This is a genomic window from Halobacteriovorax sp. RT-2-6, from assembly GCF_047085025.1.
In the GTDB taxonomy this organism is placed as follows: domain Bacteria; phylum Bdellovibrionota; class Bacteriovoracia; order Bacteriovoracales; family Bacteriovoracaceae; genus Halobacteriovorax_A.
Genome location: NZ_JBKIYH010000001.1, coordinates 740784 through 758336 on the forward strand (window position 1 = coordinate 740784; position 17553 = coordinate 758336).

General features: G+C 37.5%; 12 protein-coding genes and 1 pseudogene. 5 read left to right on the top strand and 8 right to left on the bottom strand.

The features are described 5' to 3' along the window. Window positions 1-60: 60 nt before the first annotated feature. A complete protein-coding gene (locus ACMAYS_RS03400; RefSeq protein ID WP_158246787.1) occupies window positions 61-1260 on the top strand; it encodes a tetratricopeptide repeat protein in 1200 nt (399 codons plus the stop codon). A gap of 24 nt (window positions 1261-1284) precedes the next feature. Beyond that, the gene (locus tag ACMAYS_RS03405) at window positions 1285-2061 is read left to right on the top strand and encodes a Nif3-like dinuclear metal center hexameric protein (protein ID WP_412462741.1); all 777 of its coding nucleotides are present in this window, start codon (window positions 1285-1287) and stop codon (window positions 2059-2061) included. 121 nt (window positions 2062-2182) lie between these two features. Here the strand turns inward: ACMAYS_RS03405 and ACMAYS_RS03410 are convergent, their stop codons facing one another. Genes ACMAYS_RS03410 through ACMAYS_RS03420 form a run of 3 tightly spaced genes read right to left on the bottom strand, consistent with a single transcriptional unit; the run spans window position 2183 to window position 7586 of the window. Further along, a complete protein-coding gene (locus tag ACMAYS_RS03410; protein WP_103216920.1) occupies window positions 2183-2674 on the bottom strand; it encodes a PaaI family thioesterase in 492 nt (163 codons plus the stop codon). Beyond that, complete coding sequence (locus tag ACMAYS_RS03415) at window positions 2674-3480, bottom strand: pyrroline-5-carboxylate reductase family protein (RefSeq protein WP_103216919.1); 807 nt, start codon at window positions 3478-3480, stop codon at window positions 2674-2676. Before ACMAYS_RS03415 ends, ACMAYS_RS03410 begins: the two co-directional genes overlap by 1 nt. After that, the gene (locus ACMAYS_RS03420; protein WP_392991542.1) at window positions 3480-7586 is read right to left on the bottom strand and encodes a proline dehydrogenase family protein; all 4107 of its coding nucleotides are present in this window, start codon (window positions 7584-7586) and stop codon (window positions 3480-3482) included. The genes ACMAYS_RS03415 and ACMAYS_RS03420 overlap by 1 nt, the downstream gene beginning before the upstream one ends. Window positions 7587-7766: 180 nt before the next feature. On the opposite strand from ACMAYS_RS03420, the gene ACMAYS_RS03425 reads away from it, so the two are divergent. The 3 genes from ACMAYS_RS03425 to ACMAYS_RS03435 all read left to right on the top strand — a co-directional run bounded on the left by ACMAYS_RS03425 (window position 7767) and on the right by ACMAYS_RS03435 (window position 9939). Then, window positions 7767-8126 (top strand): response regulator, encoded by a 360-nt coding sequence (locus tag ACMAYS_RS03425; RefSeq protein ID WP_103216917.1) that lies wholly within the window; start codon window positions 7767-7769, stop codon window positions 8124-8126. Beyond that, the gene (locus ACMAYS_RS03430; protein WP_412462742.1) at window positions 8127-9254 is read left to right on the top strand and encodes a hypothetical protein; all 1128 of its coding nucleotides are present in this window, start codon (window positions 8127-8129) and stop codon (window positions 9252-9254) included. Window positions 9255-9357: 103 nt separating this feature from the next. After that, the gene (locus tag ACMAYS_RS03435) at window positions 9358-9939 is read left to right on the top strand and encodes a hypothetical protein (RefSeq protein WP_103216915.1); all 582 of its coding nucleotides are present in this window, start codon (window positions 9358-9360) and stop codon (window positions 9937-9939) included. A gap of 63 nt (window positions 9940-10002) precedes the next feature. On the opposite strand, the gene ACMAYS_RS03440 is transcribed toward ACMAYS_RS03435, so the two are convergent. The 5 genes and pseudogenes from ACMAYS_RS03440 to ACMAYS_RS03460 all read right to left on the bottom strand — a co-directional run bounded on the left by ACMAYS_RS03440 (window position 10003) and on the right by ACMAYS_RS03460 (window position 17327). Next, window positions 10003-12141 carry a hypothetical protein gene (locus tag ACMAYS_RS03440; protein WP_412462743.1) on the bottom strand — a complete coding sequence of 713 codons (2139 nt, stop codon included), beginning with the start codon at window positions 12139-12141 and terminating at the stop codon, window positions 10003-10005. Window positions 12142-12149: 8 nt separating this feature from the next. Beyond that, window positions 12150-12863, bottom strand: a complete 714-nt coding sequence (locus ACMAYS_RS03445) for a hypothetical protein (protein ID WP_103216912.1) — start codon at window positions 12861-12863, stop codon at window positions 12150-12152. Window positions 12864-13112: 249 nt separating this feature from the next. Next, window positions 13113-13835 carry a hypothetical protein gene (locus ACMAYS_RS03450; protein WP_412462744.1) on the bottom strand — a complete coding sequence of 241 codons (723 nt, stop codon included), beginning with the start codon at window positions 13833-13835 and terminating at the stop codon, window positions 13113-13115. Window positions 13836-13934: 99 nt separating this feature from the next. Further along, entirely contained in the window at window positions 13935-15866 is a 1932-nt protein-coding gene (locus tag ACMAYS_RS03455) for an acetoacetate--CoA ligase (RefSeq protein WP_412462745.1), read from the bottom strand. A gap of 31 nt (window positions 15867-15897) precedes the next feature. After that, window positions 15898-17327, bottom strand: a pseudogene (locus ACMAYS_RS03460) (FumA C-terminus/TtdB family hydratase beta subunit). Between the last annotated feature and the right edge of the window lie 226 nt (window positions 17328-17553).

Consider the following 17553-nt stretch of genomic DNA (forward strand, 5'->3'; position numbering starts at 1 on the left):
AATTATAGAGTGCATATTTCAGGGACGAGATATGATTATTCAAGGGAAGAAACCACTAAAATGAATACAATTCAAGAAATTCTATTAAGCGAACTTACTCAATCAAGAAGCTACTTAGAAAGGATTCTACATGCTGTATGTGAATTGAGTGAAACACACCTCGATGCTAAGGCACGCCTTATTATTGAAGAGTTTAGTACTGAATACGATAAATTAGTAAGCGAATTACTGATTCCATCTCACTTTGGAGACCTTAGTCTTCTCCACCAGAATAATTTTCGCCAAGGTCGAGAAAACCTAAGGCTTATGAATAATTTGATCGAAAGCTTCATTGCTCTCGCTCCAAAAAATGACGATGAAGTTGTTGGTGTGATCACTCGCCTAATCAATCTTTCATATAAATACACTAGAGAACTACACCTTATCTTAATTGAGCGCTCGTCACTTGATGTCGCCACACCTCGTATGGGGCTTTTAAAAGCAATTGATATAAAAGAGAAGAAAGAAATCATTGTTGCAAAAGAGATTATTAAAAAAGGTCCTTTCACACTTATTGAAGGTGGAAGAATCGATGAAGATGATGATGAAATGGAGCTTGAAGAAGACTTCACTCCACCACTATACTTTCTAGAATCACTTGAGATTCTAAATCTTGCCCACTCTAAAACTGCACCAATTCTTGGAATGAATGCTAAAAGAGAAGAGAAATACGAACAGTATATTACTGAAGCACATGTCTTAGTTTCTAAAAAAGATCTCGCTGGTGCTCTTGAGTTATTCGATAAGGCCCGTGGTCACAAAGAAACTGCGGAAGTACTGACTCTTATGGGTTGGGTAACTTCTCAAATGGGAAATATTGAAGATGCGAAATCACTTTGTCTAAAAGCAATTGAAATCGATCCAGAATATGGTGCTCCTTATAACGATCTAGGAACACTTCTATTAAATGAAGGTCATATCAATGAATCAATCAAATGGTATGAACTAGCAAAAAAAGCACCAAAGTACACAAATCGCGAATATCCATATATCAATGCAGGGCGTGCTTACATGCAGCTAAATAACTTTGATAAGGCAATGGAAGAATTCGAGGTTGCTCTAAAGCTAGTTCCAGAAAATCAGGAACTGCGTCATACAGTAAGCAAAATTCGCTCTAGTGTAACGAAACAAGAAAATGTCGAAAAGAGTCACGGTTTTGAAAAGTTCAAAGTTGATTTCTCTGGCCGCCAAGGGGATAATGATAACCAACCAACACAATAATTTTTAACGGTATGGATATCACTTATGGCAACAGTTTCAGCAAAAGAGCTTGGAAAATTCTTAGCAAAACACCTTAATACTTATGAGTATAACGACTATGGCCCAAATGGCCTACAAATCGAAGGTCGCTCAGAGATTTCCAAAATAGCATTTGCTGTTTCGGCCCAAAGAGATTCAATTGCAAAGGCCTGTGAATTTGGTGCAGATGCAATGATTGTTCACCATGGATTATTTTGGAAATTTCATGGCGTCAGAACTATTACAGGAAGTTTCGCAAAAAGAGTAAAGCCTCTTATTCAAAACGATATCAATCTATTTGGCTACCACTTACCTCTTGATGCTCATCTCGAAGATGGAAATGCAGCAGGTATCGCCAAAGCAATCGGACTTAAAGACTTAGGTCCATACGGTGACTACAAAGGCATGCCTACAGGTGTTCAAGGTAAATTCGAAAAACCATTAAAACCAAACGAACTAAAAGAACTATTAAAGAAAGTTCTTAATCACGATATCATTCACAGTGAGCCTAATGATGATGATGATGATGAGATTTCATCAATGGGAATAATTACAGGTGGAGCAAACTCTGACTGGCGCTACTGCGTGCGCGAAGGGCTTGATGCTTATCTTACAGGTGAGATGAGCGAGCACGACTGGCACGAATCACGTGAAGAAGGAATTCACTTCTTCGCTGGAGGCCATAATGCGACAGAAAGATTTGGTGTAATTGCTCTTAAGAAATTAATTGAAGAAACATATGGGCTAGAGTGTATTTTTATTGACTCCCCTAACCCTGCTTAAGCATCCGCGAAATTGTTTGCCCAAAGGCAAACTATAGTTCGCGGTGCTAGCTCCCCACTCTTTAGCTGAAAAACTAATCGAGAGCGAGGGTCCACGCCCGAGCGGTTCGCCTCAGGAGCAATTATTTTCTCTTTAAACTTAAAGTAATCGTAAACTTTGCAACTGGCTCATCACCTGAAACATCAGGACAAGTTGCAATAATATCTAGTGGTAGATTGTGACGCTCTTCACTTGCTAATACTTTTTCAACAAAAGCATCAATTTCTTTTCCCTGAGAACAAGTAAAGACCGTATCCCCTTCTGCTCTTTTTAAGAACTCTGCATGGAACTCTTTGAAAGCAAGTGACACTCTCTTTCCCTTATCCATCGTCTTCTTCATTGCTGCAAAACCGCCAGCAAGGTCTGCCCCACAAGCAAGGGCACCAAAGTACATACTATTTAAATGATTCTTAGAGCGACGAGAAAGAGGAATCTTGATTGCTGTAACTTCATCACTAAGCTCAAGTACTGTTGGTCTTAGCCAAAAAATCATTGGTACTTTTGTTAAACCAAAGAGTCTAACAAATGCAGTATTTCTTAAACCTTCAGGTAATTTATCTAAAACCTTTTTCATTACTTATTTCCTTTTAATTCAAGTGTTCTCTGGTAAGCACGCTCTATTGCACGATTAAACATCTCCTCCATTCCCGATTCTTTAAAAGATTCAAGGGCCTCATAAGTCACACCATTTTTTGATGTGACATTATTGCGAAGAGTTTGCGCATCATTGTTTTGTGAAAGCATTCGACCAGCACCTTCTATTGTACCCGCAATCATTCTATGTGCAAGCTCGCCGTCAATTCCACGTGCCTTCATATCCTCAATTAAGATACGTGCAATTTCAAAGAAGTATGCAGGGCCAGAGCCAGAAAAAGGAGTAATCGTATCGATATCGTCTTCATTGTCGAAAACGGTGTTAATCCCACTAGAGTTAAAGGCCTGCCAGAAAGCATTCCACTTATCTTGATGAACACTCTTTGACTTATAAAGTGCATTTACCCCAAGACCCACTTGGGCAGGAGTATTTGGCATAATTCGAATAATTTGATCAGATAACAAATTTTCAGTTAGGGCCTGAGAATCACTTCCCGCTAGGAGTGAGACAATCGTTAGATACGGATGTGTTAAGAAGTCAATTTCAAGGGCCACTTGCTTAAGTTGTTGAGGCTTAAAACAGGCCCAAAGATAATCAATATGAGTATTTCGTAACTCCTCTAGGTCTTTTATCCAAGTAGCACCAAAATCCAGTGCAAAGCTCTTTGCCTTATCACCACTTGGTGTAAAAACAAGGAATTCACAATCATCAGAATTCTCGATGAAACCAGGGATTAGAGCGCGGGCCATATTACCCGCTCCCAAAATTAAGTGACGATACTTCATTACGAGTCTAACTCCATCGGTGCTCCATGCCTCATGATATTTACAGCGTAGCTTCTTTCACATGAGAATAGATGGAAAAGATCAAAATATGATCCATTAACATAATCCTCAAGTGGTGAAATAAAAGATGTCATAACAAATTGACCATTTTTTTCACCAACAGCAGAGTTAAACTCTTTAATTGATTCAAGATCACCGTCGCAAATAACAACATCAAAATTTTCATTTAGAAGAGTGTGCATCTTTTCTTTGCTAACGTGATAACAATCAATATTCTTTTTAGAGAAACGATTCTTCTTAAGAATATCTATTAGATAATTCCACCAACGATAAGCTTCAGCATTTGAACAAAGAATTGTTACACCTGTACCAGTTGTTAAAGACATAAGAACAGCAAAGAATGTTTGCATATTAATTTCTTCATTTAAACTCAAATAAAGTGCACGGTCTTTATTACAATCAAATACAGAGTAATTGATTTGTCCTGGAATATAACGGTTATCGCGTCCCTTATTTAAGAAATCAAGATAGTCAACTTCAAGCCATTTCTTAAGATCTTTAAGAGCATGTCTCTGTTCTCCAAACGTCCCAGGAAATAATGGACCAAAATTACTAATGATTTCGTCTAGTGCTGAAAGCATTTTTTCACGTCTAACAAAGTGGTCAGAAGAAGAGCTACGAGATACAACTGGTTCGTAATCACTTCCGTTATCAAAAGTAGAAGTCTTAAGTTCTTCAGAGTTACTTCTTACAAAAAGACTTCTTAGGTAATCAACACCACCGGCCTTTGGCCCTGTCCCCGACATCTTGAAACCACCAAAAGGCTCAATAGCAACGCGAGCACCTGTAATAGGTCTATTAATATAGTTATTTCCGATAAGCATTCGCTTTGTTAGGAAATCAATATCATCTTGTGATTGAGAGAAAACACCACCTGTTAGGCCATACTCAACACTATTAAAGATATTTAACGCGTCTTCGTAATCATCGTATGCAACGACATGGATAACTGGAGCAAATAACTCACGAGAAGCAAAACTATCTTTTTCTAAAGCACGTGACTTTGGAAGTTCGATAATTGTTGGGCCTACACAGTAACCTGGAAGATTTTCTTCTGAGCGGTTAACGTGGACAACTCCACCGTATTTATTTGCCTCTTCACTTGCTTCTTTGACTTGAGCAATGAGACGATCTTTTTCTTCTTGGCTCACTAGTGGATTAATGAAACTTGCAAAGTCCGTTGCTGGCCCAACGTAAATATCGTTAGCAGCTTGCTTAAGGCGAGCAACTAATTTGTCTTTTACTTCTTTATGAACAAGAACACGTGAAGCAGCAGAACATTTCTGACCAGCGTGCGCAAAGGCAGAATAAAGAATACCTGATACTGTCTCATCGAGTTCAGCATTATTTGTTACAATAACAGCGTTCTTACCACCCATTTCAGTGATAACACGAACTGGATAGCTCTTGCCTGTGTTGCGATTCTCATAAAGTCTTTTTGCACAAGTCTTTGCAATATGAACACCGACAGGTTTTGAACCAGTAAAGATAACACCTGCAATACGCTTATCCTCAATTAGTTTCTGACCAACAGTCTCACCAACTCCAGGAAGATGAATTAGGGCATCTTTAGGAACACCCGCTTCATGAAATAGTGCCACAAGCTCACAAGTGATAAGAGGAGTTTGCTCTGCTGGTTTTAAGATAACAGTTGATCCAGTTAGCAAGGCCGAAGCTGTCATCCCGCACGGAATTGCTAGAGGGAAGTTCCATGGAGCAATAATTGCAAATGGGCCACGGGCCTTAAACTCTTCATTATCTCCTACTTCAGCTAGCCTTCTAATATAGAAGTTTAAAAAGTCGATTGCTTCATCGACGTCAGCTAATGCTTCACCGATAGCCTTACCTGATTCGTGCATAATTAGTGCAGAATAGTAATTGCGACGCAGATACATCATCTCTGCAGCTCTTGCCATGACGGCCGCTCTTTCTTGCCAAGAGGCCTTTGACCATTCACCTTCGTAGAAAGAATTATCAATTGTATCGATTGCTCTTTCAGTATCGTCTAAATTGGCAAAAGTAATTTTACCAACGACACTCTTTCCATCAGATGGAGAAAGAACAGATTCAGACTCTCCACTTAGAGCAAAGTCTGTTGCATAGTCTTTACCTAGTTCAAACTTTTCAAATTCACTTCTAAAATACTTCAGTTCTTTTTCAAGGTAAGTTTTTAGAGGTGGACAGTTACTAAATTGCCCATGAACCTGAGTTAGAGTTGAGTCTAAGTTTAGAAGACCTTCATTCTGGTGCTTTTTAAAGATATCATTTGGCGCCATAAGCTTTGCATTCTTCTTATGACTTCTCATGATTGTTAAAACTCCTACTTGTGAAGAGTTTTCCATAATACGACGAACAAGGTAGGCCATCCCTACGATAAGTGAACCAATTGGAACATAATTTCTTACGGCCCATCCCATCTTTGCCATAGCTGTCGAAAGTGCTTCATAAGTCATGTGAAGACATTGGTGCTCAATTTCATCAATTTCTTTAAACTTAATTTCTCTTAAAGCTTCAGCGTATGAGTGATCCGCAAAGTTGTGAGAAGCAATACAAAGCTTGATATGTGGGAAAGCTTTGTAAATCTCATAAATCATCTGTCTAAAATTAATATCTGTTTCTTCTTTGTTTAAGAACTCTGGAGCATTATGTCCATGGGCCTCGGCCTCTACAGTTTCAGCATCCCAGTATGCACCCTTAACAAGGCGGATTGGCATAATCATGCCACGCTCTTTTGCAAGCTCAACAACGTCTTGAAGATGGTCATAACAATCACGAAGATACGCTTGAACAACAATCCCTGTATCTGCATAATCTTTAAGCTCTTCAGTCTCAAGGAGAGCTTTCTTATAAATTTCAAAAACGATATCACGATAGTGATAATGTTCAGCATCGATATTAATAAATACCTGTTGCTCTTTAGCCGTCTTTAAAATTTTAATAAGCCTTGGGGCAACTAAGTTATAAGTGTAATCAAAAGCTTCAGGTTTGAAGTCTGAGCAAAGGGCAGAAACCTTAATTGAAACGTGTGCTCTTAAGATACCTGCTTTATTGCGACTACCTGGAGTAATGTGCATGCTAAAACCATTAACAAGATTTAAAACCTCATTCATATAGTTATCAGCTTCTGATTCAGAAACAACTAACTCTCCGAGTTGGTCTAGAGTTACATCTCTTCCCGTATTAAAGATTGCTGCAAAATTCTTTTGTGCGCTTTCAATTGTCTCACCAGCAATAAATCTCTTTGCCATAAAGCGAACTTTGAAACGTACAATATTGGCCAGCGCCTTGGCCGGAAAAATGCGAACGGCCAGAAGAACAAAATAAAATAGAACCACTAACTGTGGAGGAAGAGGTTGGCGATCCCCCTTCAAGTCTAATCTTTTTGCTTTCTTAGAATCAAGAATAAGTCTTCTCAGAGACTCTCTTAGAATTCGCTTTACCTCTTTTCCTTCTTTATCATGATCTAGAGAAGGAAGAATTGCTAAGAACTTAAGCAGGTGAATTCTAAGAAGTGCATAATTTGCAGTAAGACCAAGAGCGAAGTCAGAAATCTTTTCAAAGAAAACGGGTTTGTAATCATTAAGAAAAGAAAGAAGCTTCTTAGTGATCGTATCTGACATTTCAGAAACAGGCTTATCTTCAATCTCACTTAGTTTAGTTAGTCCATAACGGTGAGTTATAATATTACTTACACCTGGAAAATCAGCAATTTTAACACTCATCACTTTTGTAACGTGTGCTTTAAACTTTTTATACTCCTCACTCTCTTCACCAACAAAGTTATCGAGTAAAAATATCTCATTTGCTAATTTAATATTACATAGACGAAGTACTTTTTCGTCCTTATCAATTCCCAATAAGAATTGAACTCCTTCAAGACCAATTTGAAACTTGAATGAAGAATCAAACTCTGTCCAAAATAGTAAATCTTTCTTAATCGATTCTTTGATTTGTTGGCCATCCAGTATAAGAGGCCCAAAATGATCATAATAGTCTAAGCGAAATGTATCATTTAATTGTGTGCTTTTAACCACAGGTAGCTTCACATTAACTCCAAATTAAAGTGTGTTTCTTAACGAAAAGTTGATTTCTTTTGTCATTTAATTATCAGCGGGTATAATAAACTAAAGTAAAGGTTTAAAAAACAAAATTCACACATTTAACCCATAGCAATAAATTACTAAAAATTACTTTTGAAATGACCTTAAATTTGGGAAAATAAATATATGAATGAAGAGATCTTATTTATCGATGACGATGAGAATATTGCTGAGCTCTTTGCTCTTACCCTAAGCCAAGGTGGCCATGAAACTTTAGCACTAAGCGGCGAAGTTGACGTAGAGCACTACTTTGAAAATATTAGCGACAATCTTAAAATCGTCATTGCGGACAAGAATATGCCAGTAATTAATGGTGCAGAAGTTGTGCGTCGTTTTGAAAGCAGTCCGAAGGCCGGTACTTTAAAGTATATTATCATCTCTGGTGATGAAGAACTGGATAATGACGAACTTCAAGGTAAGGTTCACTTCATTAAAAAGCCCTTTAAAAAAGAAACTCTATTCTCAGTAATCGAGGACATTATTTAAATGCGCAATTTGATTTGTTTATTAATCACACTTCTTTCTGTAAAGGTATCTGCCGTCACTTATACGATGGATGACCTACGTGTGCTTTATAAAGACAAGTCTCACCGTGAATACATGAAGCACTTCTTAGACGTAAGGCCGTCTCAAAGAGATTTTGAGTGGAAGAAGATGACACGTGAAATGGCAACTTCTTACGTTGAAGACTTAATAACAAAGAATGAAGTTAATAGTACTCAGTTCAAAATTATTACTAAATATATCGAGAATAAAAACTTAAAGGCCTATGCCTTTTTCACTCTGGCCTATTCAAAGTATGCCAGACTTTATTTTCAAAAGTGTAATGACTGCCAAAAGGATTTAGATACATATATATCTCACTCTGCACGTTATCCTGATATTGATTTTGATATCTATAAAACACTCTCAAACTCTTTACAGAGTAAATACGATAACCTCGTTAAGGCACCCTTAAAAAGTAACGATTCAATTTATTACTGTCGAGAGGATCAAGGTCAAAAGGCATTCTTACAAATTATTGTTAAAGAGATTTCACGAACAGATACAAAGGCTTCAATTATTGAGAAGGCAAAGGATATCTTTAATCCGGACTGCTTGAATGGATTCGCAAAGAGTGATTTAGAATCTCTACTTAAACCTAGTGACTACAATAGTGAAATCATCTTTCTTACATTCAATGCATTCGACAAAATTGATGAGCAGCTAAAATCTGTTTTTCTAACAAACTATCTTCTAACAAATCCAATTCCTGGCCCGGTGATGAATATGGCCTGGAACAAAATGGAAGAGCTATCGGCCAATTACGACAGCAGAAAGAAGGTTTTAACAGATCTTCTAAAATACCACCCCCTAAGAGGTGAAATTTTTCATCGCAGAAATGGGAAGGCCAGCACCAAAACGAAAGTTATCATCAAGAGATTCGCAAAGAATTTTCCAGAATACATTGAAAACTATGCTCAGATCTGCCTCAATTTTTACGACGGTAAAAAGAAATTTCCTCGTGGAAATCCTGCTAGATACTGTGATGACTTCATGAATGAGGACGTTGCAGGCCAGTGGCTAAGCGATGAAGTCCGACTTCAATACTCTGGTGCGAAGAAAATCAAGTAGTTATATCCAGTACATTCTACAACTCGCCGCACAAAAGCTTGCCTGATAAGGCCAATTATGGGAGGATGCCCATATCAACAAATAATATTAGGGAATTAGGGAAATGAAAAAAACAATACTAGCACTACTACTTGCATTGCCGATATTTGCAAATACTGGTGAGCAAGACCAACAACCTGCTCCTCAGCCATGCCTTGAGTTAACTCAAGAAAAGCTTATTGGGCTAGAGAGTAAGCCAGGAAATGAACTAGTGTTTATCTCTAATAAATGTTCATATGCAGACTTCTCAAAAGAGCTAAAAGAGAAGCTACAAAGTGCTATTGTTGGTGATAGTGAAACTAGACTTCAACTTCTTTTAAAAGACGAAAAAATCAATATCATCATGGACACACTTGCCACAGATCATGTTGGTTCAACTCGTTTCTCATATGAAGACACAAAGAAGATCGAAGATTTCTATTCTTCGACAAAAGCTGACTCATTAAAGCAGTCTGGAAATCTAGAATCTTTTAGAGAAGAACAATCTGACGACTTTTACTTAGTGTTATTTTTTAATGCCGAAAAAGATCGCCTAATTGTTATCTACAAGAGACTAACAGAAGCTCCTGTTAAGCCAGGGCCGACAGAGCCTTCTGAACCAAATGATGGTTCATCAGATGATCTTCCTTCTGAAGAAGTTCAATAAATCAAAAGGCCCTTGAAGTCATTTTCAAGGGCGCAAAATTTCATAATATAAATTTAAATAGAATTATAGAATTAAAAATTTCTTGGCATAGAGACTTGCGGCCAAGTCTGCATTATTACGATTTCGATTTTCAACTCGGTAGCCGATAAAGACACGCTTTCCAGCTTGAAAGCGATAAGCTGGAGTAAGCCTTACAAACTTATCCATATCACCTTTGTAGACAATAAATTCTTCACCAGGCTTTAGGTCCTTGGCATTGATAAGAAGTGATCCGAGATCGATACTCTCAGCCCCCCAAGAAACCTTGATCTTTTTAACCTCACCTTTTTCACTTGCAATACTTCTACCCTTTTCATCTTTCTCATAGGCAAGGCCATTGAACATTTTTGAAATCTCAGATGCATCAGGGTGATTTGTAATCGAAGCCGGCAGAGTTGCTCCAGAACTTTGAAGATTATTTAAATCAATATTAGGCGCTGAACGTCCAGTGATATCAACAACTGTTGCTTTTGCTTCAGGTTGTGTAAAAGTAGAACTACCTGTTGAAGAAGTTCCTGCGCCACCTGTGGCAAAGTTTGATCCACCACCAGATCCGGCACTTGCAACATTTGCGATCGGATAATTAGCTGCTCCGTTTGTACCTCTTCCTCTTCTATTTCTTTCAATTGGCTCTAGAGTTTCAGCATCATAACGTTGGTACTTATCTTGATTTTCACGCGCTATCTTTTCTCTCTCTCTTTTTAGTCTTTTCTTTTGTGCTTCTAGAGCACTTGCAAGAGAGCTCCCCGCTTCTCTTAACGCCTTAACTGAAGCAACGATATCTTTTGTTGCCTTTGAAGCATTATTAGACTTTCCACGACGTCCAAAAGTTAGAGCACGATTTTGACTCGGCCCTATGGGCTGAGTTGAGCTATTCATGGCCGCCTGTTGTTCAGGTACGGCATCCATCATTTGTTGTTGAATTTGTTGCACTGACTGCTCTTGTGGAGCAGCTGTAGGTTGAGCAGGAGCTGGTTTTGACTTGTCATTAGAGGCAAGACTTGTTGACACAGCTTCGGATTTTTCCGTTGCAAAGAATTGAGAAACTAGTGAGTCTTGTTGATTCACAGATGCCTGATTTCTTCCCGTTTTTACAATTTGAACGATATTATTGTAATCATCGTCATCAAGATTTTTCTTAAAATACGCTAGATCATCGTCATTGATTTTACCTTCAATAACATCATTGGAAACTTGGTTTCCAATAATTTCTTTTAAAAAAGTTATTTCCTCATTATTAACATTTTCACTAGCGATCAATCTTTTAAGGGCCACAATCGCTTTTTGAGTATCAACTTGGCAGCCTCTAACAGAGTATGGTGCTTCATCAATACAGACTTCTTTACATAAAGGAGACACTTCTTCGTCTTTCTTCTCATATGCTAAGAATAGATTTGATAATGTATTATTATCGGTATTGATATCTTTTATTGGACGATCTTTTATTTTACAAAAGTAATTAAAAGAATCGACATTTTCTAATGTTGGTAAATCGAAATCAAAATTATCATATTCAACACCAGTTAATGATTCATTTTGACATAGGCCAATAACTTGGCTCGTAAACTGTTCACACGATTTATCTAGTTCGGCCTGAACACTTGCTGTATTACCTTCAATTGAGCTCTTTCGAACAAAAGTAGACGAACACGAATTTGAGCGGAAGTGATCAATTGTTTTCTTTCCACCACCTGAGTTTGTATTAAAGATTTCTAAATAATCCGCAAACATTTCTTGTGAAAAATTTGTTCCCTCATATTCAGGAAACATTTCACTAATCATTTGCGCATCACAATTATTGACTAAGGTGTCATGAAGTTTACAATTAAGAGTAAGATCTGGATTATCATTTACCGCAATAGTTTCAGCAAGATCAAAAATAATACTTTTTAAAGCTTTCCCATTTTTTTGGCGAAACATCTTACGACTAACATCAAAGTCAGTGTCTTGATTTTTTGAAATACATTCACAATACGAATCAGAGTTTAATTCTAATCCAATTGAGCTCTTACAAGACTCACCTACCTTTGCCTTCACTCCGCCAATGCTTTGTGAAATTTCCTCAATAGTGCTTGATTTAAAAATTGCGACAATTCCACTTCTACACTCACTGTGAGCATTAAGAGTAAATAAGAATATTAAAAGAATTCTAAATATTTTCAATGTCTAAATCACCTTATTGATATCGGCATATTTGGTTCTTCTTTCTTTATCTGATTAAGTGATTTAACTGGATATAATTGATAGCGAGAAGACTTTAGTCTTTTCATTGCAGCTATATATTCATTCGAAGACTCAGATTTATTTTTATAATTCTTCTCTAAATATTCATAAACATGATACATTGGCCCCTCAAAAACTCGACCTTCTCTTTCAATTCGAATAAATGCATTTGGATCAAGCCCACCATATGGAGACTTCATAATATTTCCCATCGCATGACCAACATTTCCACCTTTAATCATATAGGCGAAGAAGTTCTCACGAAATGGCCAACAGTTCATAGATAAAACGTATCTAAAAAAGAAATCTTTATGATCACCATCTTTATAAGTCTTATCAATATGTTTCATAACTGAACGATACGATGGATCGATTTCGTTCGGAACTGCATAGGCATCGCAAACCGTTCGTTTATCAGGCTTTAAAATTTCATCGATATTATCAGGGAATATAGGATAATTAGGATTTGCTCCATGACTTCTTACATTTTGTAATTCGACAATTTGTTCAATATTATTCGTATTTTTAGAATCAAGAGTATTTGGAATAGCATTCTCTAAACAATCAGGTGTTGCCTCACTTGCAGAGTCCTTTCCACTTGCAGCAAATATACTTAACTGCGTTGAAAGTGCTAAAATAGAAAATAAAATCAACTTCCTCATAAACTAATCCTTTGTGAACTAATCGGAAGCAAAATATTTGACTTTAGGGTTTAGTTCACAAAATCTTGCATAATTTCAATAACTTACTTGAGTGAACCTATTCACTAAGTAATTGAAAACACGTCATTACTAGAGATAACGCCTCAGCTATTATTATAAATGAACTAGAAATTAAGAACAAAGAGAGGGCCTAAGCACTTGATTGCTCATAAATTGGGCCCCAATAAAATTTGGCAACTCGATTAGCTTCTACGGCATTGGTAATGTTATTGGCATATCAGGTTCTTCCTTTTTAATTTGCTCTAGAGATTTTTTCGGAAACTTTGCAATATATCTAGGATGTTTAAGTCGTTTCACAATTGGCAGATATTCAATTTTAAAACGCTCAGATTTTGAATAATTTTTTTGAAGATGATCATAGACAATATACATTGGCCCTTCAAACATCTTACCCTCACGCCAAATACGTATAAAAGTATTTGGATCAGCTCCACCAAATAATGGATGCATCATATCACCAAACAAGAGTCCGATACCTGCCCTAGTATTAGCTTCATTACCAGACGTAAAGTAATCAAACATATTCTTAGAATAGTGCCAGCAAGGTAGAACTAAAAGATACTTAAAGAAGAAATCAGTATCATCACCATCTTTATATTTCTTTGTAATATTGTCACGAATGTCTTGAAAAAATGGATCCGTAGGATTGGCCTTTGCATAGAAATCGCAAACAGTTCTTAAGTCAGGACTTAAAATCTCTTTTATATTTTTAGGTAGCTTTGGATAGTTATAATCATAATTGATAATAGGCCCAATCGATTGAGAATTTGATGAGGCAAGCTTTCGTACATTCTTAACATTTAGAGCATCAAGTGTTTCGAAACTTCCACCTAAGCATTCAATTGAATTTGGACTTTCAGCTTGAATGATTGCGCAATTAAGCGCAAGAAATAGATAGATAAAATTTCGCATGATATGTCCCCTCTTTGTACTATCTATGCTCATCGGATGTTACGCCAATGGCCAAAGAGGAAATTTACAAAATCAAACAAAATCAATTGCCTAGAAAGCTTAGAGATTTGTGAAAAAATCCAAAGTCTCAGGATTTGCCACGGCCTGAACATTATCAAGATCACGGCCATTGATAAGACGACTTACGGCCATCTCCATCTTCTTTCCAGAGCGAGTATATGGAATTCCCTTTACTTGGATTACACGTCTTGGCATATGCCTCGGTGTTGTATTTTCACGAATTCGCGTTTTGATAAATTTACAGTCTTCTTTAGTTAGTTCATGGCCATCTTTCGTTACGACAAAGAGCCATACCTCAACATCACCGTCGACATTCTTTCCAACACAAACTGAATCTTCAATAAAGTCAATCGTCTCCGTTTGACGGTAAATCTCAGCAGTACCAATACGGACACCACCTGGATTAAGAGTCGCATCAGAGCGGCCAAGAACCATCGCACCACCACCCTCAGTGATCTTAATAAAGTCACCGTGATGCCACACTCCCTTAAACTCCGAGAAGTATGCTTTGTTGATACGCTGACCATCATCATCGTTTAGGAAGTAGATTGGGCGTGAAGGAAAACTTTGTAGACAAACTAACTCACCTTCTTCACCAGCAGGGACTTCCTTTCCGCGACTATCAAAACAAGTAACATCCATTCCTAGACCAGCACATTGTAGCTCCCCTCTAAAGACAGGAAGGATTGGGTTTCCTAAGAAGAAACAACCTATAATATCTGTACCACCAGAAATACTTGAAAGTTGAATGTCTTTTTTAAACTTCGTATAAACATAATCGAATTGTTCAGGAAGAAGTGGTGCACCTGTAGAAAGAATCGTTTCAAGAGATGACATATCATATTGTGAAAGATCAATTCCAGTATCTTCAAGGGCCTTTAAGAATTTTGGGCTTGTTCCAAAAATATTTAGCTGCTCTTTTTCAATAATTGAAATAAAATCACCAAAAGTTGGATATCCAGGCGAGCCTTCATAAAGAACAACAGTAGATCCAAAGTAAAGAGAAGAAACAAGCCAGTTCCACATCATCCAACCACAAGTGGTGAAGAAGAAAATTGATTTGTCTTCCTTAAGATCCGAGTGAAGGCCAAGCTCCTTAATATGATTAACGAGAGTTCCTCCGACACTATGAACGATACACTTAGGCTTACCTGTAGTTCCAGAAGAGTACATAATATAGAGAGGGTCGGAAAAGTCACACTCAGTATACTCTATCTCTTCTTCAATTGGTCTAACCACATCAGACCAGCTAACGCCTTTGTGTATTGAGCTTGCATCAAGGCCTTCCCCCTTGAAGTCAACAACGATTACTTTTTCAATTGAGTCGACAGCTTTAACAACAGCATTAATCTTATCTGTTAAGTCAAAATACTTTCCACCATATTCGTAACCATTAACAGTAACAAGAACTTTTGGTTTTGATTGTCCGAAGCGGTCAATCACACCTTCAACACCAAAGTCACATGAAGTCGATGTAAAAACACCACCCAGTGAAGTCGTCGCAAGCATTGAAACAACAGTTTCTGCAATATTTGGCATATAGCAGGCCAAGACATCACCTTTTGCAATATGTGGTTTAATCACATCTTGCAAACCCGCCACTGTATTTTTTAAATCTTTATAAGAAGTTTTTTGAGTTTGGCCGCTTTCTCTCACACTACTTAGAGCAATTGAAATATCACGGCCATTTTTTAAAAGATTTTTAGCGAAGTTAAGTTTAACTTTTGGAAACCAACCGTAACTTTCGAAACTCAAATCAGTACATACTGGTTCGAGATCTCCCGTATAGTCGATATCAAAAAACTTAACGAGTTCTTTCCAAAAACTCTTTGGGTTTTCGACAGAATATTTGTGAAGTGAGTAATAAGACTTACAGTCCAAGCCTTGGGACTTATTAATTTGTCTAATAAACTCCATCATATTTGATGATTGGATACGTTCACTACTTGGCGTATATAAAATCTTATTCACTTCTTAAAACCTCAAAAAGTTTTTAAATAAACTAAACTAGTCCCTTAAGGATTTCAGCACTCTCTGCTTCAACTTTTGCGTGTAGAGAATTACCGTGAGCATCCATTGTTACAACAACAGGAAACTCTTCTACTGTTAATTCCCAAATCGCTTCAGGAGAACCAAGGTCACGCCAGTAAACATTGTCTACTGATTTGATTTTTTCAGCTAAAACCTGTGCTGCTCCACCAATACCATGGAAGTATACACATCCGTACTCGCGACAACCGTCAAGAGTCTTCTGCCCCATTCCACCTTTACCGATAACACCAAGGATTCCGTGGTCACGCATTACTTCCCACTGGTATGGTTCCTCACGGATTGAAGTCGTTGGCCCTGCGGCCTTAACTTCATATGTACCATCTTTGTTTTCTAGTACAACAGGACCACAGTGATAGATAATTTGGTTATTTAAATCGACTGGTGGTTTTGTTCCTTCGTGAAGACGTTTGTGAACAGCATCGCGTCCAGTAAACATCTTTCCTGAGATTAAAACCATATCTCCAACTTTAAGTTCTCTAATTTGTTCTTTTGTAAATGGATAGTCTAAACGTTTCATGTTCTAACCTCTTCCTAGTATAACCATTTATTGATTGTATTATTTGCTTTAAGCGAAACGCCCTGTCTTCTAAATGCCCAGCACATATAAGAAACTGAAACAAAGAATGAAGCAGGAAGACGGTTAAGGTCTGTTACTTTACATCCTAGAAGAGTTGTTTTTCCACCAAATCCCATTGGCCCAATACCAAGTTTATTTGCTGTTTCAACGATGTCTGCTTCAAGTGCAGCAAGCTCAGGCTTAGAGTTTTTATCATCTAGCTTTCTTAGGAATTGATCCTTAGCGGCCACATGTCCAGTTCCTCTATCTCCACCGATACATACACCTAGAACACCTGGTCCACATCCCTTACCTTGTGCTTTTTGAACACAATCAAGGATTGCTTTTCTTACACCATCAAGGTCACGGCCTGCATTTAATTCAGTATTTGGAAGTGAGTATTGTGCACCAACGTTCTCACAACCCCCACCTTTAAGCATAAGCTTAACGTCAAGATTCTTTGACTTGTGTTGCTCAAACTTAATTACTGGGTGTCCACCACCAACATTCATACAATCATTTTTACCAGTTAGTGAATCAACTGAGTTTTGTCTTAGGTATCCAATCTTAGTTGCTTCAAGAACGGCTTTTTCACATACCTTTCTGAATGCATCCTGATCAAAGTCTCTTGGATGATAAACTTTGAATACAATTGTTCCAGTATCTTGGCATAGTGGCTGAGATTTTTGCTCTGCCATTTTGATATTTGCTTGAATGATATTCATTGCATATTCGGCCGTAGTATTCTTTTCTTCTCTATGAAGAGCATCAAGAACAACACGTTGAATGTCGTCAGGAAGAACAGTTGAAGTAACTCTAATCAGTTCAAGTAGTGAGTTAAAAAGGTCCTTTGTTGGGTTTGCTTTTTTTGCTACTTTCTTAGTCGCTTTCTTTGCTACTTTCTTAGTTGCTTTCTTTGCTACTTTCTTAGTTGCTTTCTTTGCTACTTTCTTAGTTGCTTTTTTCTTTGCGACTTTCTTAGTTGCTTTTTTCTTTGCTACTTTCTTAGTTGCTTTCTTTGCTACTTTCTTAGTTGCTTTTTTCTTTGCT